This window comes from Rhodococcus sp. MS13, from assembly GCF_013277835.1.
In the GTDB taxonomy this organism is placed as follows: Bacteria; Actinomycetota; Actinomycetes; order Mycobacteriales; family Mycobacteriaceae; genus Rhodococcus_F; species Rhodococcus_F erythropolis.
This window is the reverse complement of record NZ_VBTL01000003.1, coordinates 214,983-237,497: the sequence shown is the minus strand read 5'-3', so window position 1 is coordinate 237,497 and position 22,515 is coordinate 214,983. Positions and strand designations below refer to the sequence as shown.

General features: G+C 63.1%; 14 protein-coding genes. 1 reads left to right on the top strand and 13 read right to left on the bottom strand.

Translation table 11 applies throughout. The features are described 5' to 3' along the window. Positions 1 to 343: 343 nt before the first annotated feature. Positions 344 to 1,132: a GntR family transcriptional regulator gene (locus FEZ59_RS06780; protein WP_134998596.1), complete on the top strand. Its 789-nt coding sequence runs from the start codon at positions 344 to 346 to the stop codon at positions 1,130 to 1,132. A 42-nt stretch (positions 1,133 to 1,174) separates the two neighbouring features. Here the strand turns inward: FEZ59_RS06780 and FEZ59_RS06775 are convergent, their stop codons facing one another. The 13 genes from FEZ59_RS06775 to glf all read right to left on the bottom strand — a co-directional run bounded on the left by FEZ59_RS06775 (position 1,175) and on the right by glf (position 22,487). Continuing rightward, positions 1,175 to 2,716 (bottom strand): acyl-CoA carboxylase subunit beta, encoded by a 1,542-nt coding sequence (locus FEZ59_RS06775; RefSeq protein WP_019746413.1) that lies wholly within the window; start codon positions 2,714 to 2,716, stop codon positions 1,175 to 1,177. Then, entirely contained in the window at positions 2,713 to 7,638 is a 4,926-nt protein-coding gene (gene pks13, locus FEZ59_RS06770) for a polyketide synthase Pks13 (RefSeq protein WP_172932455.1), read from the bottom strand. Before pks13 ends, FEZ59_RS06775 begins: the two co-directional genes overlap by 4 nt. A gap of 37 nt (positions 7,639 to 7,675) precedes the next feature. Next, complete coding sequence (gene fadD32 / locus FEZ59_RS06765) at positions 7,676 to 9,565, bottom strand: long-chain-fatty-acid--AMP ligase FadD32 (protein WP_064073591.1); 1,890 nt, start codon at positions 9,563 to 9,565, stop codon at positions 7,676 to 7,678. A 182-nt stretch (positions 9,566 to 9,747) separates the two neighbouring features. After that, positions 9,748 to 10,743, bottom strand: a complete 996-nt coding sequence (locus FEZ59_RS06760) for an LLM class F420-dependent oxidoreductase (RefSeq protein ID WP_019746410.1) — start codon at positions 10,741 to 10,743, stop codon at positions 9,748 to 9,750. Positions 10,744 to 10,949: 206 nt separating this feature from the next. Next, positions 10,950 to 11,903 carry a cutinase family protein gene (locus FEZ59_RS06755; RefSeq protein ID WP_172932454.1) on the bottom strand — a complete coding sequence of 318 codons (954 nt, stop codon included), beginning with the start codon at positions 11,901 to 11,903 and terminating at the stop codon, positions 10,950 to 10,952. 9 nt (positions 11,904 to 11,912) lie between these two features. Next, positions 11,913 to 12,464, bottom strand: coding sequence for a DUF732 domain-containing protein (locus FEZ59_RS06750; RefSeq protein WP_021342459.1), 552 nt, complete (start codon positions 12,462 to 12,464; stop codon positions 11,913 to 11,915). Between the two features lie 106 nt (positions 12,465 to 12,570). Beyond that, positions 12,571 to 14,454, bottom strand: coding sequence for an alpha/beta hydrolase-fold protein (locus FEZ59_RS06745; protein ID WP_021342458.1), 1,884 nt, complete (start codon positions 14,452 to 14,454; stop codon positions 12,571 to 12,573). 253 nt (positions 14,455 to 14,707) lie between these two features. Beyond that, the gene (locus FEZ59_RS06740; protein WP_020905770.1) at positions 14,708 to 15,718 is read right to left on the bottom strand and encodes an alpha/beta hydrolase family protein; all 1,011 of its coding nucleotides are present in this window, start codon (positions 15,716 to 15,718) and stop codon (positions 14,708 to 14,710) included. Between the two features lie 331 nt (positions 15,719 to 16,049). After that, the gene (zomB, locus tag FEZ59_RS06735) at positions 16,050 to 17,969 is read right to left on the bottom strand and encodes a flagellar motor control protein ZomB (RefSeq protein WP_021342457.1); all 1,920 of its coding nucleotides are present in this window, start codon (positions 17,967 to 17,969) and stop codon (positions 16,050 to 16,052) included. Next, positions 17,947 to 18,852 (bottom strand): decaprenyl-phosphate phosphoribosyltransferase, encoded by a 906-nt coding sequence (locus tag FEZ59_RS06730; protein WP_003943808.1) that lies wholly within the window; start codon positions 18,850 to 18,852, stop codon positions 17,947 to 17,949. The genes zomB and FEZ59_RS06730 overlap by 23 nt, the downstream gene beginning before the upstream one ends. After that, on the bottom strand, positions 18,849 to 19,382 hold the full coding sequence (locus FEZ59_RS06725) for a phosphatase PAP2 family protein (RefSeq protein ID WP_003943893.1): 534 nt from the start codon (positions 19,380 to 19,382) through the stop codon (positions 18,849 to 18,851). The genes FEZ59_RS06730 and FEZ59_RS06725 overlap by 4 nt, the downstream gene beginning before the upstream one ends. Next, positions 19,363 to 21,276, bottom strand: coding sequence for a glycosyltransferase (locus FEZ59_RS06720; protein ID WP_134998597.1), 1,914 nt, complete (start codon positions 21,274 to 21,276; stop codon positions 19,363 to 19,365). Before FEZ59_RS06720 ends, FEZ59_RS06725 begins: the two co-directional genes overlap by 20 nt. Beyond that, a complete protein-coding gene (gene glf / locus FEZ59_RS06715) occupies positions 21,273 to 22,487 on the bottom strand; it encodes a UDP-galactopyranose mutase (RefSeq protein WP_097388267.1) in 1,215 nt (404 codons plus the stop codon). The genes FEZ59_RS06720 and glf overlap by 4 nt, the downstream gene beginning before the upstream one ends. Between the last annotated feature and the right edge of the window lie 28 nt (positions 22,488 to 22,515).

Below are 22,515 nucleotides of genomic sequence, written 5' to 3'. Positions count from 1 at the left end.
TGCTGCCGCAGCGCACCTTGCGATCGACTGAGTGTGACACACCTAACATACCAAAACAAGACTTGTTTGAACCTTTTATATGGCTATGTACTGCGGTTATATCAATTGGATTGAATTTTGGTATGGCTGTTGGTTGAGGAAAATCAGTGTTTGGTCCAACTTTCACAAGGCTCACCTGGAAGGGGCAACCGCTCGGCCCCCGCCAAGACGCAAGAAGCTCCGATCAACCGCCCACCATGCGATAAGCTGCCGAAACAGACCGCAGCGGCTCCAGCAGTGTGCGGGATTGGCGAATGGGTGATGGACGTGCCGCACTCCGGCGCCGGGGCGGGAGGCGATTCCGATGACGACTGGTATGGGCGGGCCGGTAGCCGAGCAGGTTCGCCGAAAGATACTGAGCGACATTAGTTCCGGGATTCTCAAACCCGGGGATCGTCTCCCGAGCGAGCGAGAACTGGCCGAGCACTTCCAAGTGAGCCGATCCACATTGCGGGGCGTTCTGACAGGTCTGTGCCAGGCAGGAATCACGCATCGCATACCAGGTCGGGCGGGAGGCACCTTCATCGCGCAGCGGAAATTCGAGCGCGACCTTGATCGAGTCGACGGGTTGCCGTCCTATCTCGCTAGACAGGGGATGACATCCGGTTCACAGGTGCTGTCGGCTGTCCTACAAAACCCTGAACAGTCGATTCGAATCCGACTCGGCCTCGACGACGAAAGCTCACTGGCGTTCAGCATCCTCCGATTGCGATTTGCCGACGGAACTCCATTGTCGATAGAGCAGGCATGGCTCCCCGCTCAACGCTTCCCCGGGCTACTGGAGCGGCCATTGGGTGGCTCCGTCTACGAGCTTCTACGAAGTGAGTACGAAGTCGAGGTCGTGAGCAGCGAGGAAAGACTCGAAGTAGCCTCGGCGACACCGGAAGAGGCTCGATTGCTTTCCGTTCACACCGACGCGCCACTCATTTCGATTCAGCGAACCGCGCGGGACGCGGCCGGCGCAATCATCGAATGTTCGAACGACCTGTTCCGAGCCGACCGCACCCAGATCCTCGTTCGCTCGGCCGGTCACGGGATACGTGCCGAATCGGACAATCCTGATTCGGGGGTAGAACTCAACCTTATCTATTGAGCCAACCCCCGACCGAACCCTCGAGGCCGTACCCCTCAGGTACTAAAGCGGCATCAAGTTGTGCTTGCGCGGGTTCTTGAAGATCGTCTTGTCCTTGAGCAACTTCAGCGCCTTGCGGATTTCGAGACGCGTCTGCGAAGGCTCGATCACCGCGTCGATGTATCCGCGCTCGGCCGCGATGTACGGCGTCGCGACGAACTCGTTGTAGAAGTTGATCAACTGAGCACGCACCGCGGGTGCGTTCTCTCCCGCCTCGGCGAGCTGACGACGTCCCATGATGTTGACGGCACCCTCGGCACCCATCACGGCGATACGAGCGGTCGGCCACGCGAGGTTGATGTCGGCACCGAGCTGCTTGCAACCCATGACGGCATAACCGCCGCCGTACGCCTTACGAACCACCACCGTCACCTTCGGGACAGTGGCTTCGATGTACGCGAACAGGAAACGCCCGCCGCGCTTGATGACACCGACCTTTTCCTGATCGACGCCGGGAAGAAAGCCTGGTGTGTCGACGACAAAAACGAGCGGGATACTGAAAGCGTCGCACAGGCGCACAAAATGGGCAGCCTTGTCGGAGCTGTCCGCATCGAGGGCGCCACTGAGGTACGTGGGCTGGTTGGCCACGACACCGACGGGCAGGCCGTCGACGCGGGAGAACCCGGTTATCACGTTGTGCGCGACCTGGGCTCCGATTTCATGGAAGGTTCCGTCGTCGAAGATCCGCAGAATGATGTCGTGCATGTCGTAGCCGGCATTGTCGGCATCCGGCATGAAGGCGTTGAGTTCGAGATCCGACTCGGTGATCTCGGGTTCGAGACCCGGGTTGATCAGCGGCGCCTTCTCCGTGCACGAGGACGGCATGAAGCTCAGGTACTCACGCACCCAGTCGAATGCAGCCTTCTCGTCGGGAGCGACGTGATGGATGTTTCCGTACTCCGCCTGCTTGCGCGCCCCGCCCAGATCCTCGAGACTGACCTCTTCGCCGGTGACCGACTTGATGACGTCGGGTCCGGTGACGAACATGTACGACTCTTCGGTCGCGACCACGACGTCGGTGTTGATCGGTGCGTACACGGCACCGCCGGCGCACTTACCGAGGATGACCGAGATCTGCGGGCAGACGCCGGACAAGGGCTCCTGACGTGAACCCATGTTGGCGTACCAGGCCAATGAGGAAACGGCATCCTGGATTCGAGCTCCACCGGAATCGTTGATACCGACGACCGGGCAGCCCACCTTCAGTGCAAAATCGTTGACGGCGGCGACCTTACGGCCGAACATCTCTCCGGCGGCACCGCCGAACACAGTCTGATCGTGCGCGAACACGGCAACCGGACGCCCGTCGACAGTTCCGTGACCGGTCATGACGCCGTCGCTGTACGGGTTGTCCTCGCCCGCCATCTTCACCAGGGCGCCGACCTCGACGAAGCTACCGGGATCGAGCAACATGTCGATGCGCTGGCGCGGCGTACTGTGCCCTGCTGCATCGCGCTTCGCAATGGCCCGAGCCGAGCCGGGTTCCTTTGCCTTCTCCAACTTTTCGCGGAGTTCAGCGAGCTTCTCCGCGGTGGTTGTCGTCACTTCTGAACTCCGGTTTCCGCTGCTTTGGTCTGAGCTGTCTCGATCTGGGCCAGCTTGGTGGTGAGGTCTGCCGCAACCTTCGCGATGTACGGCTCGTCGACGATCTGCAGGTGGTCCCCGCCGATGTAGACGACCTCGAGGTTCTTCACGTAGTCACCCCAACCACCATCTGCCTTGCGGGTCTTGAATGCAGGCTCGAGCGTCATCAACTCGTCGTGGTACTTGTCGGCCATGTAGAGCACGACGTCGCCGTCGTAGCTGCTGAACTCGGCCGTCTGGATGGCGCGGTTGTCCAACCACGACGTCCGCTGATGCTCGATGATGCCGCCGGGAATCTTGGCGCCGCTCATCTTGATCATGTCCATCAAGATCTGGATCTGATCTTCGTCCGCTTCGGTGGAGGCCAGAACGTCAAGCGGCAGCGGAACATCCAGGTTGTAGGTGCGCTTGGCGAACTTGCCGTAGCGCTCCCAACGCTTGCGTCGTTCCGCCTCGGTGTCCGGCACTACCTCGCCGGCCATGACGGTGTCGAGCAGTCCGACCACACGCACGTCAGCGCCCTGCTCACGCAGCAACTTCGCGACCGCATACGACATCACGCCGCCGAACGACCAGCCACACAGTACGTACGGTCCGTCGCCCTGGATCTCACGCAGCAGCGGAACGTAAGCAGCAGCACGGGTTTCGATCGAGCCCTCGACCCGCTCGAACCCGTACATCGGCGTGCCGGCGGGCAGGCGCTTGAGCAAAGGCTCGTACGTCACCGTCGAACCACCGGCAGCATGGAAGACGAATACCGGTACGGCAGTGGAGCCTTCGGGACGAGCACGCAGAGTGCGTACGAGTCCGTCGATCTTGCCGTCGTCCTCGAGGTACTGGCGCACGACGTCCGCGAGCTCTTCGATGGTGGTGGAATCGAGAACGTCGTCGAGAGTGATCTCGCCGCCCGCACGCTCGGAAAGCCGAGCAGCAAGCTTCTCGGCGACCTCGTCACCGACGATCGGCAGATCGTTGAAAATACCCTTGGCGGACTTCCCGGCGACGACGGCCCACGTCGCAAACGTCAAGCGCTCGGCCGCATCTCGCGGCGGAACATCGGAGCCGGCATCGTCGGCAGTTCCGGCTCGAGAAGGATCGGAAGGCGCAGCAGCAACCGGAGCAGTCGCCGGCAGTTCCACCGACTCCTCAGCGGGAGCAGCGTCCTCGTCAGCCGCATCGGCTGCCAACTTCTCGGCAGCCTGCTTGTCGGCCATCGCCTGAACCTCTTCGCGATTGTCGATCGCGTAGCGCAGGTACTTGTTGACCTCGTTGAGGCTCGCGTCCTTGACTGCCTGGAGCTGGAGCTGCGGAATGTCGAACTCGTACTCGACGCGGTTCTTGATACGCATCGCCATGAGCGAATCGAGACCCAGTTCGATGAGCGGAACCTCGGCCGGAAGATCTTCCGGCGAGTACCCCATCGACTCGGCCACAACGATCTTGAGGCGGTCGTCGAGGCTCTGCGAACCGTTCGGATCCCACTTGTCTCCGGCGTCTTCGACGACCTCGGCCAGGGTTTCCATCGGCGCACTGGTCTTGACCGGCGCGCTAATGACCAGCTCGGGCAGCGGCTCACCGGACGTGACGACGGCATCGAACAGCAAACGGAACGTAGCGCCCTCGCGTGCGTGCACCTGCACCGACGCTCCACCCGGATGCGGGTTGAGGGTTGTCGTCAGGGTCGCAGCGCCGGTCAGCTCACCGTGCGGAACGGCAGCGGTGAGAGCGACATCCGAGAGCACCTGTCCGGCAGCAGCGCTCACGAGCACAGCCAGATCGGTGACGGCGGATGCGTCGACCTCCCACACGTGGCGGCCGTCGGGCAGAGCGACGTGCGAACCGGGTACGCGAGCCGAACCGCCGGCACTGACGCGAATGTCGAGCCAGTACGGCTTACGCAGGAATGCAGTACGCGGAACCAAGGCGAAATCGCCTGCAGGAAGCAAGGACTCGAGGTTCACGGCATGGCCGTGCACGTACAGCTGCGCGAGAGCGGCAAGCACACCCGCGGACTCGTCTTCCTTACGCTTGAGCGTCTGGATGAGTTCCATGTCGTGCAGGCCCGAATCGAACGCGGTAGCCGCCACCGACATCAGCGTCACCGGGTTGGGTGCAAGCTCGACAAAAGTGGTGTGGCCGTGGGCAACTGCACCGCGTACCGCATTGGTGAAGTACACGCTGTGGCGAAGACCCTTGACCCAGTACGCCTCTTGATGGATCGGCTCGTGACCGGGACGGTAGAAGGTGTCCTTGTCGACGGACGAGTAGACGCCGAGCTTCAACGTGGTCGGCTCGATACCGGCCAACTCCGCGGCAAGCTCGCCGAGCAACGGATCGACCTGTGAGGTGTGGCTGGCGCCCTTGGTCTGCAGGACACGCGCCATCTTGCCGTCGGCCTCGGCGGCCGCGACGATCGCCTCGATGTCCGGCTGCGGTCCACCGATCACCGTGTGCGTCGGAGCTGCGTAAACGCAGACCTCGAGCTTGGGATACGTGGGCAGCAGCGCCTCGATCTCGGATGCGCTGTACTCGAGCAGTGCCATCAGACGGATGTCGTCACCGACGAGTGCGCCCTCGGCCTCACCCATCAGCCGTGAACGTGAACAGATCACGCGCACAGCGTCTTCCAGGTTCAGACCACCGGACACGTATGCGGCAGCGGCCTCACCCATCGAGTGCGGAACCACGGCTTCGGCCTCAGCGCCGTGGTGACGCAGCAATGCGGCCAGACCGACCTGGATGGTGAAGATTCCCACCTGTGCGGTCTCGACGTTGTACTCGATCGAATCGTCGAGGAACATCTCGACCATCGAGTAGCCGGCCTCGTCCTGGATCAGCGCATCGACCTCGTCGACGGCTGCCTTGAAGGCCAAGTTCTCCGTGTAGAGCTGCTTGGCCATCTTGCGGTGCTGCGAGCCGAAGCCCGAGAACACCCACACCGCGCCCTTGGGCGACGGCGAGTCGGCCGAGAAGACTCCCTGAGCCGGCTTGCCTGCGGCGACGGCGCGCAGCGAGCTGATGGCCTCGGACCGCGTCTTCGCCAGAACAGCGGCGCGCGAGCGTCCGTGGTTGCGACGCGCGAGTGTGCGGGCAACGTCGGCGAGGGGCGTCTTGCTTCCCTCTTCGGTTTCGAGCCAGTCGGCCAGATCTGCAGCTGCGCGGCGACGACGCGAAGGCAGCGCACCGGACACAGCCAGCACAACGGTGCTCTCGTCTTCCACAGGTGCATCGGCGACAGGGGCATCCACTACCGTCTCGGCAGGCACGTATTCCTTGACCACGACGTGCGCGTTGGTTCCGCCGAAACCGAAACCGGAAACACCGGCGACAGCCTTGCCGGTGTAGCGCGGCCAGTCGGTGGCCTCGGGCGTCACCTGCAGGTGCGCCTTCTCGAAGTCGATGTGCGGGTTCGGGCCCAGGTAGTTGATCGTCGCGGGAATCTTGTTTTCCTGCATCGCCAGAACGACCTTGATCAGGCCGGCGGCGCCCGCAGCTGCTTCCAGGTGCCCGAAGTTGGTCTTCGCACTACCGAGCAGAGCCGGCTTGTCGTCGTCACGGCCACGACCGACGACACGACTGAGCGCGTCGGCCTCGATGGGATCACCGAGATCGGTACCCGTTCCGTGCGCCTCGATGTAGTCGACTGTGGTCGGCACGATGCCGGCGTCGCGGTACGCAAAACGCAACACGTCGGCCTGGGCGTCCGGGTTGGGCGCGAGCAATCCGTTGGAACGGCCGTCCTGGTTGACCGCGGATCCGGCGATCACCGCGAGGATGGAATCGCCGTCACGCTCGGCGTCTTCGAGACGCTTGAGCACGACGAGTCCGCCGCCCTCACTGCGAACGATGCCCTGAGCGTGTGCGGAAAATGCACGCAGTTTGCCGTCGGGAGCGAGCATCCCGGTCTGGTCGAATCCGAGGGTTCCGGGAGGGGCCAGCAGCATGTTGACGCCACCGGCCAGCGCGATGTTGGAATCACCACTGCGCAGCGAACGCACAGCCTCGTGAACGGCAACCAGCGAAGACGAGCACGCGGTGTCCAGAGCGATGGACGGTCCACGGAAGTCGAAGAAGTACGAAACCCGGTTCGCGACGATGGCCGTCGACGTTCCGGTCAGTGCGTACGGGTGCGCCGTCGTCGGATCACTGACCGCGAGCAGCTGGTAGTCGTTGGCGGAACTGCCGATGAAAACACCGACCTGCTTGCCCTTGAGCCCGCTGGCCGGAATGCGCGCGTGCTCGAGCGCTTCCCACGCGAGTTCCAGGGCGAGGCGCTGCTGCGGATCGACGTTGACGACCTCGAGCGGAGACATCGCGAAGAACTCGGCGTCGAAGCCCTTGACGTCGTCGAGGTACCCGCCCTTGGTGTTGGCGTTCTCGACCGCGGCCTTGATGGCGGGATCCGACATGAACTCGGCCCAGCGGTCCTCGGGGAGGTCGCTGATGCCGTCGCGTCCGGCCGCCAGCATTTCCCACATGTCCGAAGGCGTGTGCCCGGCACCGGGGAATCGTGTGGACAGACCGACGATGGCGATGTCGTGGGCGTCCGTCGTGGCGCCTGAGACGTAGTACGACGCGTCGACGGTCTCCTCCGGCGCCTCGGGCTCACCTTCGATGATCCGAGTAGCCAGCGAAGCGATGGTGGGGTGTTGATAGGCAACCGTGGCGTTCAGCGTGACGCCGAGCAGATCCTCGATGTCTCCGCTCAGAGCGACTGCGTCCCGCGAGGCGAGCCCGAACTCTTCCATCGGGCGATCGTCGGTGATCGACCCAGCCGGCTGACCGGTCGCATTCGCGATCCAATTGCGAAGCCACTCACGCAGCTGCGCAACACTCATCTCGCTCACAACGTCTTTGCTCTGCACACCATCTTGTTCAACCATCAACTCACCAAGCCACCGATCATGAAGGGACTGCTCCTCAAACGCTATCGGGGAATGCGGTCTGCTGATAGCCGCCTCGCAACGTTCCCTCGATATAACTCGCCTTACACGCGCGGCGAGCGATCTTGCCGCTGGACGTACGCGGAATCGAACCCGCGGGGACGAGCAGGATGTCTCGGGCCGTAACACCGTGACGGGAAGAAATCGCCGCACGCACAGTGTCCGCGATCGGCTGCGGATCGGCCTTGCCTGCGCCGGGAGCACGCTCGGCCACGATGACCAACTGCTCCGAGGAATCGTCGTCGTCGAACTTCAGACCGGAGTGCGTGTTGGAGAACACGACAGAAGGCAGCTGGTTGGCCGGTACGGCAAACGCAGCGATGAAGCCGGGGCGCAGGGCGGGGCTGGCTTCCTGAGCCGAAGCCTCGAGGTCCTGCGGGTAATGATTGCGACCGTCGACGATCACGAGGTCCTTGACGCGACCGGTGATGTACAGCTCGCCGTCGACGTAGACACCGAAGTCGCCGGTACGCATCCAGTTGGCATCCGTCGGCGTGCCCTCGGTGTGGCTGTCTTCGCTCAACCGATTGTCCAGCTTGTTGTGGAAGGTCTCCGCCGTCTCGTCGGGGCGACCCCAGTAGCCGATGCCGATGTTCTCGCCGTGCAACCAGATCTCGCCGACGTGATTGTCGGGGACCTCGGTCAGAGTTTCGGGATCGACGATCGCCGCCCACTGACTGCGCGAGACGTACCCACAGGAGACCTGTGCGATGGCGTTCTCGGAGTACTGGTCGACGATGACCATGCGGCCCTTGTTGAGTTCCGTGCGGTCGACGTAGATGACCTTGGCCTCGTCGGAATGCTTGGTCGAGGAGACGAAGAGCGTCGCTTCGGCCATGCCGTACGACGGCTTGATCGCAGTCTTGGGCAGACCGTACTGAGCAAAAGCGTCGTTGAACTTGCGCATCGACGACGTCGTGACCGGCTCACTGCCGTTGATCAGGCCGATGACGTTGCTCAGGTCCAGGGTCTCGCCGTCCTTCGGCAGGCCGCGCGCGGCAGCGTGCTCGAAAGCGAAGTTGGGAGCGGCGGCAAAGGTGCCTGCGCCGTCGGAAACCGCAGCCAGTTCCTTGATCCACCGGTACGGCCGCTGCACGAAAGCGCGCGGGCTCATGATGGTGATGTACTTGCCGCCCAGAGCAGGCAGGATGACCGTCAGCAGGCCCATGTCGTGGAACAGCGGCAGCCACGTGACGCCGCGTGAGTCCTCGTTGAGTTCGATGGAGTCGACCATCTGCAGCGCGTTCGTTCCGACAGCGCGGTGGGTGATCTCCACGCCGGCGGGAACTCGGGTCGAACCGGAGGTGTACTGCAGGTACGCGATGTCGTCGAGTTCGATGTCGGGACGAACCCACGTTTCACCGACAGTGTCGGGAATCGCGTCGACGGCGATGATGCGCGGACGCTCGGCAGCGGGAAGCGAGCGGAACAACTGACGAACACCGGCTGCCGACGATGCGGCAGTCAGAATCGCAGTCGGCTTGCAGTCACCGAGAACAGCGTGAAGACGGTCGGTATGGCCAGGCTCGTCCGGATCGAAGAGCGGCACCGCGATGGAACCTGCCTGAATGGCGGCAAAGAACGAAATGACGTAGTCGAGCCCCTGCGGCGCAAGAATCGCGACACGGTCGCCACGCTTGGTGACCTGCTGCAAACGGGCTGCAACAGCGCGCAGACGCACACCGAACTGCTCCCAGGTCAGCTCCAGGGCTTCACCGTCACGCTCGCGTGAGTAATCGATGTACCGATACGCGAGCTCGTCCGCGTTGACACGCGAGTGTTGCTCGACGTAGTCGACCAGCGTGAAGCCTGGTTGCAGGCGGATCTGGCCCTTCTCGTCGAGAAAGCCATCGAACAGCGCGTTCATTCCATCTCCTCCGAAGCGATCACACAAGCACTGTCTTTCATGCCTGCGCCCCAGACTTCCTTCGCTCTCTCGGGTCCATCTTCGATCAATCGAATCGCACTTTGTGCGCAACTCACCTGAATCACTTCATCGATCCCAAACCATCGATATGTTACAGATTCGCATCGTCCGTATTCTCCGGCCTACTCGCCCGCCAGTAACGGGATGATCGGGGCGAACGCTTCCATCTGCGTCGGGAAGACCCCGACGTACGACATCGACGTCTTCTCACGGACCAGTCGAATCTGGTCTGCGATTTCCTCGAAAGTGCCCACAGCCAGGTATGGAGAGTTCAGCAACTCCTCCACGCTCAGCTTACGATCCACTTCGATGTTCGGCGGAAAACCTTGGTCCAGAGCGGCGATTGCCATCTCGGCAGCCTGCTCTCGATCGTCGGTGATCATGATCATGGTGATGGTCCAGTTGAGTTCGATCTCATCGAAACGCTCGCCGGCAGCTTCGCGGATCCGCTCGACACGTTCGATGGTCTTTTCCATCGTGATTCCGGAGAGCAGAAGCCGCCCGTCACGGTTGGTCGGTGTGGCGACCGAGATGATGTCCGCGTACTTCGCGGCGAGAGCGAGCATCTTCGGTCCACCGCCACCGACGATGATCGGTGGCCGCGGGCCCTGCCGCGGCCGCGGGCTGCCCTTGAGGCCACGCACCTGATAGTGCTTGCCTTCGAAAGTGCATTCCTGCCCGCGCAGCAGTGTGTCGAGAATCTGCAGAGACTCCTCGAGTTTCTCGATGCGAACGCCGGGGCTTTCGTATGCGATGCCGCCCTTGTCGAACTCTTCCTTCATCCAGCCTGCGCCGATACCGAGTTCGAGTCGACCACCGGACAGCACGTCGATAGTCGCCGCGTCCTTCGCGAGCACAGCAGGATGACGGAAGCCGTTGGCCAACACGGCAGTGCCCAGACGGATCTTGTCCGTGGCCACTGCGAGCGCTCCCAGAGCGGCGATCGGTCCGACCTGATTACCCAGGTGGTCCGGAATCATGAACGAGTCGTAGCCGAGTTCCTCGGCCTTCTGCGCAAGCTTGACGAAACGTCGCGCACCACCCTCTTCGGCGTTGCCCTCGCCACCGGCCGCAAACCGGAATTTGCGTAGGGCATCGCTGCCGTGGGTGGAACTCATATAGCGATTCTCCTGTGATGGACACGTACGTCGTACTCGGACTTCGAAACCGGACAAATCGAACCTACTCGCCAGTCACTTACGTGACAGCACTGTAGAGGACGCCCCCGGACCGTGCAGCACTCTACCGGGACCAAACGAGCAGATTACCCGCGAGCGAACTCCCGAGACGCCCGATTGTGACGAATCAACAGTGCGGCGGTGACTCAACTGTGGGGCGGTGTCGGTGCGGCGTCGATCTGCTCCGCAGCCCACTGTGCCATCCATTGGGTGGCCGTCGTGCCGTTCGGATCGACTTGGAAGGAGTTGTACATCGCGTGCACAGGGTTGTTGTAGTACTCGAGAAGCCGCGGCGCCGAACTCAACCAGTTGGTCGGATTGAGAGCGGCGGCCGGAGCGTCGCAGATACCGTCGCTCGGCGCGCAGATCTGATAAGTCCGGTCGTTGAGGTCACCGAATCCGCCTGGCCTCGGGCCGGTCATCGTGAGACCGGGAAGCTTCAGCCCGTTCAGCGACAGCTCGGCACCGACACCGGCAACGCTCGGGCCAACCGTGTTCCCGAACGCCGGATCGCGCCGACCGTCGGCAATCAAGCCCACGCCCAGAACCAGATCGGCAGGCACCGCGCCGGTACCGTCGCCGATACTCGCGGCGACGTCACCCGCGATCACCGCGCCCTGGGAAAATCCGGTCAGAACGTAGCTCGTGAGCGGGCACTCGGCGTGCCGCTTCATCAGAAAGTCGTTAGTGGCAGCAGTTCCCGCAGCCCGGCTGTTGTTGTAGGACTGCTGTCCGTCCGGCGGGATCGCAACCGGATTCGAAAACTGTGCGACGTAAGGAACGGTGTAGACGTCGGCCCTCGAACTATCGAACTTCTCCTGCAGAGGACGGGTCACGTTCAGCATCAACGACGCCGGATTGGCCGTCGGGTTGTACGGGTCGTCGGTAGCGCTCGACTCCCACGTACCCGGTATGGCTACTACCTGGACATCGGGGCAACTGGCCGGCTGAGAGACCGGTGGCTCCGGACTCGGCGGGATCGGAGTCGGCGAAGGCACCCGCCCGGCCAGGATGTACCAACCGCCGATCACGACCGCTGCGACCACAATAATGATCAGCAGCGGGATCAGGCACCCACGACGCTTTCCAGACCTCGCCATGACCCGCGCCTACTTGCAGTAGGTGGTGTTGGCGACGTCGATATAGATCTGAGCGTTCGCACCTGCCTGCTCGGGAGTGATCTGCTTGCCTTCCGCCGACGCTTCCTGGCCGACGAAGGCAGTCACGAAGGTCAGGACCTCGTCGTCGGTCTGAGGACCGGCAGCGCAGATGTAATTGGCCGTGTTGACGGCGATGCTTCCGTCACCGGCTGGGGTGATGCCCTTCGCCTTCAGTCCGTCGAGGAACTTCTGTGCCTCTGGACTGACCTCGACGACTGTGGGGCCTGGGAAGCCTTCGATGCTCTGCGGCTGCTCCGGCGGCGCAGTGGCTGCTGCTCCTGGACTGGTGGGCGCAGCCGACGCCGTCGTGGTCGCAGAGGCGGACGCAGACGCCGAACCGCTCGAGGACGAAGCCGCAGCGGACGTCGTGGTGACCGGATTGGAGGTTGCAGTGGAGTCGTCACTACCGCACGCGACAAGCGCGCCGCCCGCGGCGAGCGCCAAGGCGCCGACCGCGATCGCGCGTGCACAAGTGTTTCGGTTACCCGAGAAAAGCGACATCAATGTCCGTCCTTGCCTTCAGTCGAAAGTCCATCAACAGGTTACGCAACGCACGCGGGCGGGCACCGATCCGTGATCGGGCCCGCCCGTCGTGCACCACTGTGAGTTAGTGAACTTCTGTCTTGTCACCGATCACCGTGATGTAGCCGAACTGGAAGTTCTGCTGGACACCACCGGGGATGTCGAATTTGTCACTGATCGGGAATCCGAGGCGGCCGCCCTCGTATCCGACGCTCTTCCAGCCGTCGAAGAGCGGGCCGTTCTCGACGGACCATGCACCGGTGCCGGGGCTCCAGTAGATGTTGCCGCCCTCGAACTCGGTGAAGCGTCCGTTGTCCTTGATCGGAACCTCGTTCGACTTCGGGAATCCGAGCCAGCCGTTTTCCCAACCGAGTTCGCCGTACTTGCCCATGATCATTCCGAGAACCGCGTGAGTTCCGTTGGCGCTGCTGTACATCGCGCCGATCTCGAATCCCTGAACCTTGCCCGGCTTGCCGGGCGTCGCGATCTCGTCAGCGGTCGGGTAGCCGAGCGGGCCACCTTCCCATCCCTGTGCGGACCACTCGGCGAGGATGTCGCCGCTGACGGGGTGAGCACCGGTCTGCGGGGTCCAGTAGATAGAGCCGTTCTGGAAGTGGTTGAAGCGTCCGCGTCCGTCGGGGGTACCGAGTTCCGGAGTGCGCGGGAAGCCGAGCGGGCCGGCCGCTGCTCCGGTGTTCATGTACGCGCCGGCGATACGACCGGCGACAGGCTGGGCGCCCGTTCCACTGGTGAAGTAGATGCGACCGTTGCGGAAGTCCTGTGCCAGGCCACCCGCGACGCTGTACTCGGGGGTGATGCAGTCGCCGATCCAACCGTTGGCTGCGGCCGTCGCACCGATCTCACCCGAAGTGCCGCAAGCCGGCTTCTCGACCTCGACGCCGATGGCGTTGGCCAACTGCGGCCACAGCTGATGAAGCTCGAACTGCCAGTACGGCCACGAGTGGGTTCCTGACGGGCGGTAATTGACCTGCGCGGGGATGCCGAGCTGGTTGAGCTTGGTCGCGAAGGTCTGCGAGGTCAGCCGAGCGAGGATCTCGAGGCCCATACCTGCGTAGTTGGTGCTGACGCCGGGAATTCCCGACGGCTGGTCGTACGGGCCGGTCGTACCGCTACCACTCGAGACGTACAGGCTGACGCCCTTGAGCTTCTCGGCGAGCGCATACGGATCGTGTGCAGCCCACTGTGCGTTGGACGGCGGTCCCCACATCGCGGCGGAGTTGTATCCACCGGCGTCGGTCATCGCGAACTGGATTGCCTGAGGCATGCCGAGCGAGGTGGTGGTGAGGATGCCGGACAGCGAAGCCGCGAACTTGAAGAAGCCGGGGTTTCGCGCCGTGAGGAACATCGCGGACGTTCCGCCCATCGACAGTCCGACGACACCGCGCGTCTGCGTGGTCCGCCAGTCCTTTTCGAGGATGGGGGGCAGTTCCTTGGTCAGGAACGTCTCCCACTGGTAGTTCTTGCCGTTGTCGGGCTGCAGCCAGTCGGAGTAGAAGCTGGACTGACCGCCGACGGGAAGAATGACGTTGACGTTCTTGTCCGCGTAGAAGGACTCGGCGTCGGTTTCGTAGGTCCAGGCGTTCTCGTTGTCGGTCGCGCGAAGACCGTCGAGCATCCAGACCGAGGGGAAGCTGGCCGACGGATTGACGTTCCAATCGCGAGCCAAGAGGATCTGCACCTGAATCGGGGTGCCCATCGCGGGAGAGTTCACCCACAGCGCGACGCGACGCTCACTGAGCCAGTCGACCTTCGTGACCGCTGCGCCGGTGGGGTTCTGGGTCACGGCCGGTGCGGCCTGAGCAGGTGCCGGCGCGGCTGCCGCGGTTCCGGCCGTCGTCAAGCCCGCGGCGATCGGCAGTACCAGCATCGCTGCCAGTGCGCCGACGACCTTTGTCCGGAAGGTTGCCCGGGACCGGCGACGGTCCTCCGTGGCAAGGCCTACTCGCATGAGCTCACTCTCTTTCCTTACGTTCGGTCCGCGCGTCGATCGTGTAGCCGCCTGAGCAGCCAGACCCCCGTTGAAACTATTTCTACACGCAAACGATCCCCGCTTGGGGTAGCCGCGCTGTTACTGGTGGTGCAATTGTTACTGACCTCAGGCGATCGTGCAGCACCTGAATACACAAGTGCCGTCCCGGTTTCCCTTGGAGGGAGTCCGGAACGGCACTGGTGAAGTGACTAGGTCACGGGATGGCGCACGATCACCAAGCGTTCATGGTGTCGAGGATCTGGCCGCGAGCCTTCCACAGCTCTGCCGACCAGTACGGCCACGAGTGCGTGCCGTTGGACGGGAAGCTGTAGGTGGCCGGGATACCCAGCGAGTTCATGCGGATCTGGAATGCACGGGTGTTGACCAGGGCGAGAGCTTCGAGGCCCATGCCGTTAGCCGTGTTGTAGTAATCGATCGGTGCGCGCGGGTGGTCGTATTCACCGGGCAGGCCGCTTGCCGACGAGATGTACATCGACAGGCCCTGCAGACGCGGTGCGAAGACGAACGGGTCGTTGCGCAGCCACGACGGGCTCCACGGCGGTCCCCACATGGAGTCGACGTTGAAGCGACCGGCATCGAGCATTGCGACGCGGATTGCCTCGCGCATGCCGGGAGCCGAGATGTTCAGGTAGCCCGACAGCGAGCCGGCGAACTTGAACTGGTCACGGTGGTAAGCAGCCAGCGTCAGAGCAGCGCTGCCACCCATCGAGAGACCGAGAACCGCGTTGTTGTTCGGCGAGACGCCGTAGTTCGCGAGGAAGTTGGGGAGTTCCTGCGTGAGGAACGTTTCCCACTTGTACGTGATCTGCTGGCCGTTGAAGTTCGACGGTGCATACCAGTCGCTGTAGAAGCTGGACTCGCCGCCGACGGGCATCACGAGGGTGATGTTGTCGTTGCGGTACTGGTCCATCGCGTTGGTCTCGAAGCTCCACGCGTTGGCGTCGTTGCGCGCACGCAGGCCGTCGAGGAGGTAGAGGGCAGCGTTTCCGCCGCGTGCGGCCCACTGGACCTGGACCTTGATGTTGCCCATCGAGGAGGGCACCCACAGCTCGTCGTATCCGCCGGAGGGGGCGGTGTGGCTGGGAGCAGTGTGCGCGGGCGCAGCAGAGGCGACAGCACTACCGGCAACTCCTGCAGCAAGGGGTAGCACAAGTGCTGCGGCACCGATGGCCAACGCTCGGTGCTTGAGGCGCTGGGTCAGCCTCTTTCTGGCAAAACGCATGGATACTGCTCTCTCTCTTCGTCTGCGGCACTCACTCGGTGGAGTGGCTCCGGCGGATTCCGTCGGGGAACAGGCTTTTCTGCCAGCCCGAACAAGTTCGGGTCGGCAGCGGACCTCTTCCAAGTCACACTGCGCTCGCTGGACTTTATGTCACAGGTTCAGCTGTGACAAATAGACAGACCGTTACGTCTCAGTCCGCGGGCGACGCCGTCATCACCCCTAGGGAGTGATTCAGGTTAGGTGAATCGTCTTCGAGTACATCGTGGCCAATCGATTCGGTGTTACTGAATCGAAATATTCAAACCTTCAACGGTCGGTGATGCTGATCACATCACTTCGACGGCTCCGGCGGAACGAGCCCGCAGCGTTCCAATTCGTAGGCCGGAACCCGGTCGAATCGGTACTTCGCGAAGTCGAAAGCCTGCTGGAAGTTCTGTTTGAATCTGGCCCAGGTCAGCTCGGAGCGATACGACGTGAGCAGCTCCTGCGTTTCCGGGCACGTGATGGCCAGCTTCGCGTCGGCAACCCAGTCCTCGTCGAGGAAGAACGGCAGCCACGGGCGAACGTCGATCATTCCGGTATCAGCGACCACCCAGTCCGGATAGAGATTCTTGTCGTGCCCGATCCGGCCGTCTTCGAGGCGCTCGGTGTGTGCTGCCAGGGGGTACGCCAGCCCCATCTGATCGAGCACCCGAACGTCGAGGCCCACGTTCATGCTCGTCATTCCGAGGTTGAGGAAGAAGACGACGTGCTCGGCAGGCTCCTCGAGCGGCCCTGGCGGTGGGACGACGAACCAGGAGTCGTAACTCGCCGACGGCAACAGCAGCCCACCCTCCGGAGTCCGCGCGATGGTCTCCACCATGGCACGCATTCGCGGATAGTCGAGGTAGTCCTCGGCAAGAATCGGGTGCTTGTGACCGGTGTTGAGTGCATAGAACGCACGCTCGTCGACGATTCCCGAGCGACCCACCACGGAGCCTTCCGGCATGCCCGTCGTGTTGGCGGCGAAGAAGGCCCAGATGATCGTGCCGATCCACAGCACCGCCGAGACTCCGAAGATCGCGGTGTCGCGGTTACTTCCGAACGCTGCCCGCGCCGGAACCCGCAGCGGAATGACGGCGACCGGAATGAGCAGGCAGAACAACACCGGCAACAGGACGCGGCCGTGCATGAAGTCGCCGCCGACGCGCAGAGAGTAGATCCCGAGAATCAGCCCACTGCCGAGAATGAAGGTGACAATCGCCCGCGGCGTGCGCAGAAACTGCTGAAAGCGCTCCCACAGCGGGCGTACAGGTTGATCGGTGGCGGTGGCAGGTGCGTCCGCTCGGCTTCGCCACACGAGCAGCAGCGCGCCGATGAGCAGGAAAAGCAGCGGCAGCCAGAGCAGGTACGGCCCGACGAGGTTCCACAGGTACGCAAAACCCTGCGCCCACTTCGCGCCACCGGCGTCCTTCGACACCGCGGTGTTCGGGTACGGCAGGGCGTAATAGCCCATTCGCCAGATCTGATAGCCCACCGGCACAAGTCCGGCGACGACCACGATCAGTGCGCGAACCTTCCAGGTCAGGCCTGCGGAGAGAACGATCATCATCAACGCGGCGGCACCGGGAATTGCCATCTCGGGTCGAACCAATGGTCCGAGGCCTGCCACGAACGAGAGAGTCAGGATCGACGCCGTGGACGGCGTCGACGCCTGCGCCCACCGAACGAGCAGTAGCCACAGGAGCGCGATCCAGAAGATCACCAAGCAAGTCTCGAGCCCGGAAGTGGCGAAATCTCGCGCAGGCGGAACCGCGATGTAGACGAGAACACCTGCCGGCACCAGCAGGATCGTTCCGCCCGCCGACGGCCGAACGCCGCGGTACAGACGACCGGTGCCGAGCATCGCCAGCACGACGGCGGCAGTCGAGAGTACGAGCGCGATCGTCAGAACGACGTATTCGAGGCGGATCTGCGTGAGCCAACTGAACGCGTAGACGATGTACGTCCACGCGGTACTCGTGTTCGCCTCGACACGCTCACCCGCATTGAAGACCGGGCCGTTCCCCGCGAGCAGGTTGCGGACGGTTCGCAAGACGATGAGTCCGTCGTCGGCGATCCAGCGACGCTCCCACGCCCCCCAGAACATGAGGGCAGCAGCAAGCACCACCCCGCCGAGAAAAACTCCTCGACTGAGGGTGGTGCGATTCGCCGCAGTGTCGACGTGCGGGTCGGCCTCGGTGCGTGGCTCAGACGAGGTAGACAGCGACACCCACTACTCCGATCCACGCAATCGCGAGGAGTTGCAGCACCCGGTCACCGAGCGCGATCTCCTCAGGCTCTCCGGCTTCGCCGCCGTCGACGTCCACCGCGTATCGCAGCACCGCGATGGTGAAAGGCACCATCGAGATGGCATACCAGTTAGTGCCCTTGATGGCGTCCTGTTGGAACGCCCACAGTCCGTAGCAGAGGACCAGCGTCGTCGCTGCCATCGTCCACACGAAACGCAGGTACGTCATCGTGTAGCTCTCGAGGGACTTACGGATCTTCGCGCCGGTCTTCTCGGCCAACTGCAGTTCGGCGTAGCGCTTGCCTGCCGCCATGAAGAGTGAGCCGAACGCCATCATCAGCAGGAACCACTGCGAGAGATCGATCTCGGCGGCAACGCCACCGGCGATCGCTCGAAGCAGGAAGCCGGACGAGACGATGCAGATGTCGATGACGGCCTGATGCTTGAGACCGAAGCAGTAGGCGAGCTGGATGACGATGTACACGCCCATGACCACGGCGAGTTGCCAGTTGGCCAGGAAGGACAGCCCGATCGCACCGGCAAGCAGCACGACTGCCATTCCGTACGCGATGTTGACGGGTAGAACTCCGGCCGCGATGGGACGGAATCGCTTCGTGGGGTGAGCACGGTCGGCTTCGACGTCCATCGCGTCGTTGACGAGGTAGATGCCCGATGCCGCCATGCAGAACACGACGAACGCCAGCGCGACGGGCAGGAGCACGTCGGCTTCGGTGGCGGTTCCGGCCGCGATGGGCGCTGCCAGCACAAGGACGTTCTTGACCCACTGACGTGGGCGAAGCGCCTTGACGATGCCGGCGGGCAGGGACTTCGGGGGTCCGCTGACCGTAGCCGGTTCCTCGCTCATTTATCTCCACATTTCTGTTCGGCTCTGGCTTCTTCGACCCGGCGAACTACCGCCGCGGATGCGGCTCCCAGTGCCGCTCCGGCGAGTACGTCGGTCGGGTAGTGAACTCCCAGGACCAGACGCGAGAGCATCATCGGGGGCACCAGCAACGCCGGTAAGGGTAGCCCGGTGAGTCGACCGATCAGCACAGCCGCCGCCGTCGTCGACGTCGCGTGGGATGACGGAAAGCTGAGCTTGCTCGGTGTCGAGACGTTGACCTGCACCGAAGGGTCGGAAGGTCGCTTGCGCCTGACGACTCGTTTGATCACCACGGAGGCGGCGTGTGCACCGAATGCTCCGACGGCTGCTCCGGCCCATTCCCGTCGACGCGGCTTGTCCACGGCAGCTCCGACGGCAGCAATCGCGATCCACCCGAGGGAGTGCTCACCAAAGTGAGACATACCGCGGGCGACCTTGACGGCTCCCGGCAGCTGCCCGACGGTCGATTGAATACCGGCCAGAATCTGTACTTCAGGAGATGCCGAAGACACGTTCCCACCTTTCCGTGCTGGTCAGTGAAGGAACGGCGTCCTGGTACTGCTTCTTGAGCTCGGGGAAACGCGCGGCGAGTTCGCGGCGCAACCGTGTGGCTTCCTTGAGCAGTTCGAGCGCAAGCTTGGGGTTTCGCTTGCGGTAGACGACGCCGCGACCGTCAGCGGTGGTGACCGTGACCCCGTCGACCTGTGAGAGCAGGAACCAACGGGCGTCGATGGTCGGCACGTTGAGCTGAGGGCGCTCGAGGTGTTCCGGCTTGGCCGGCTTCACGTTGTGCACTCCGGCCTTGAGGACCCGGGTGATCTTCGCGACGGTCGACAACGGCAGGCTCACGTCCCCGACGTCGGCACCCGAGGGCAGCGGCAACGCAGTCGACGACGGCAGTACGACGGCGTCGGAGAATTCCTTGCGCTGGGCGTGGACCTCACCGAGTGCCGTCGGCAGCATGTTCGCGACGTGCTCGGGTCCGGCGAGGAAGTCTGCGATTGCCTTGTTCTGGATCGCGACGGTGGAGTACTCGAGGCACAGCAGGTGCTTGAGCGTTGCCTTCACCGTGTTGACCACGAGGCCACGGCCGTTGCCCGGCATGTGGAGCGCTGCCACCACCAAGCGGTTACGGAGGTGGAAGTACGCCTGCCAGTCGATGGCGTCGTCCTTGTCGCTCCACGCCATGTGCCAGATCGCGGCACCCGGAAGCGTGACGGTCGGGTATCCGGCTTTCTTTGCGCGCAAACCGTATTCGCAGTCGTCCCACTTGATGAAGAGCGGTAGCGGCTGCTTGATTTCTTCGGCGACCTGGCGCGGGATCATGCACATCCACCAGCCGTTGAAGTCGACGTCGATGCGGCGGTGCAGGAGTTTCGATTCGCGCAGCGGCTTCTTCGAGAAGTCGTGGTCGTATTCGACGTTCGGTGCCGCGGTCCACATGAAGATGCCGCGGTTGACCACTTCACCCATCACGTGGAGGTGGCTTCGTTCCTGCAGGTTGAGCATCTGCCCACCCACCAGCATCGGCGACTTCGCGAAACGTGAGAACGAAAGCGCACGCAGAATCGAGTCGGGTTCGATCTCGATGTCGTCGTCCATGAACAGGATGTGCTGGCACTGCGTCGTCTTGAGCGCCTCGTACATGATTCGGCTGTATCCGCCCGAACCACCGAGGTTGCCCTGATCGTGAATGGCGAGCCGATCACCGAGCGCTGCAGCAGCTTCGGCAAATCCGGGTTCGTCGCGCACCTTGCGCGTGCCCTGATCCGGCATGATGACGGCCTTGATCACGTCCGACACCAGGGGATCGGAAGCAAGTGCAGCGAGAGCCTTGACCGCGTCGGTCGGACGGTTGAACGTCGGAATACCAACGGCAACAGTCGCTTCGCCGGGAGCCTCGACGGGCGCGTACCAGCCACCACTCTCGACGACGACGGCCGTATCAGTGGTGATGTCGAACCAGATCCAGCCACCGTCCTCGAACGGCGCCAGTTCCACCTCGAACTCGACCGCGGCATCGCCGTCGGCAAATTCCTTACCTTCCACGTGAATTCGCGAGGAATCGGCCTTGGAACGATAGATGTCGACGCGGCCGTGTCCGGACAGTTCGAGTCGAAGGACCACCGATTTCAGGATGGACCAGCGCCGCCAGTAGCTGGCGGGGAACGCGTTGAAGTAGGTCGCGAACGAGACCTCGGTCTCGGCGCCGAGCGCTACCGACGTGCGCGAGGTCGAGTGCGCCCGTCGACTGTTGGACCAGGACTCTTCCAAGTACAACGTGCGGACGTCGAGCGGCTCACCGGCACGGGGCAGGATGATCCGCTGGAGCAGGGACTTGCCGAGGTAGGTCACCTCGTCGCCGCTGACGGCTTCTTCGCCTTCGAGTAGATGACGTGCGTTCATTCGCTCTCCCCTGCCAATTCCGCACCCGTTTCGAGATGCGGGCGCAGGGTGTTCTCGAACATCGTCAGTGCACTGGCGATCGCCATGTGCATGTCCAGGTACTGGTAGGTGCCGAGACGCCCACCGAAGAGGACCTTGTTCTCCGCGGTCTCCTTCTTGGCGCGTGAGCGGTACGCGGAGAGCTTCTCGCGATCCTCGGGAGTGTTGATCGGGTAGTACGGCTCGTCCTTCGCCTCCGCAGCACGTGAGAACTCACGCATGATGACGGTCTTGTCGGTCGGGTACTCGCGCTCCGGGTGGAAGTGACGGAACTCGTGGATGCGGGTGAACGGGACGTCCGCGTCGTTGTAGTTCATGACGGGGGTGCCCTGGAAGTCTCCGGTGGGCAGAACCTCGGTCTCGAAGTCGAGGGTGCGCCATCCGAGCGAACCTTCGGAGTAGTCGAAGTAGCGGTCGAGCGGGCCCGTGTAGATGACGGGTGCCTCGGGGCTGGCGGTGCGCAGTTCGTCGCGAACGTCGAAGTAATCGGTGTCGAGGCGGACCTCGATCTTCGGATCCTTTGCCATGTTCTCGAGCCACGCCGTGTAGCCGTCGACGGGCAGGCCCTCGTACGTGTCGTTGAAGTAGCGGTTGTCGAAGTTGTAGCGGACCGGCAGGCGGCTGATGTTCGCCGCGGGCAGCTCGGTGGGGTCGGTCTGCCACTGCTTTGCCGTGTAGTCACGCACAAATGCTTCGTAGAGCGGGCGTCCGATCAGGGAGATCGCCTTCTCTTCGAGGTTGGAGGCATCCTTCGAATCGATCTCGCTGGACTGCTCGGCGATGAGGGCCCGTGCCTCTTCGGGAGTGAAGTACCGACCGAAGAACTGCGACACGAGGCCGAGGCCCATCGGGAACTGGTACGCCTGTCCCTTGTGCAGCGCGAAGACGCGGTGCTGGTAGTTCGTGAACTCCGTGAACTGGGTGACGTAGTCCCAGACCTTCTTGTTGGAGGTGTGGAACAGGTGGGCACCGTACTTGTGGACCTCGATGCCGGTCTCCGGCTCTGCCTCCGAGTATGCGTTCCCCCCCAGGTGGTGACGGCGGTCCAACACCAGCACGCGCTTACCCAGCTGGGTAGCGGCACGCTCGGCGATGGTCAGCCCGAAGAATCCCGAACCGACGACGATCAGGTCGTACTGGGCACGGGCGGTCTCTGAATTTGCAGCGGTCACGATGAACCAGGGTATCGGACCTGTTCGG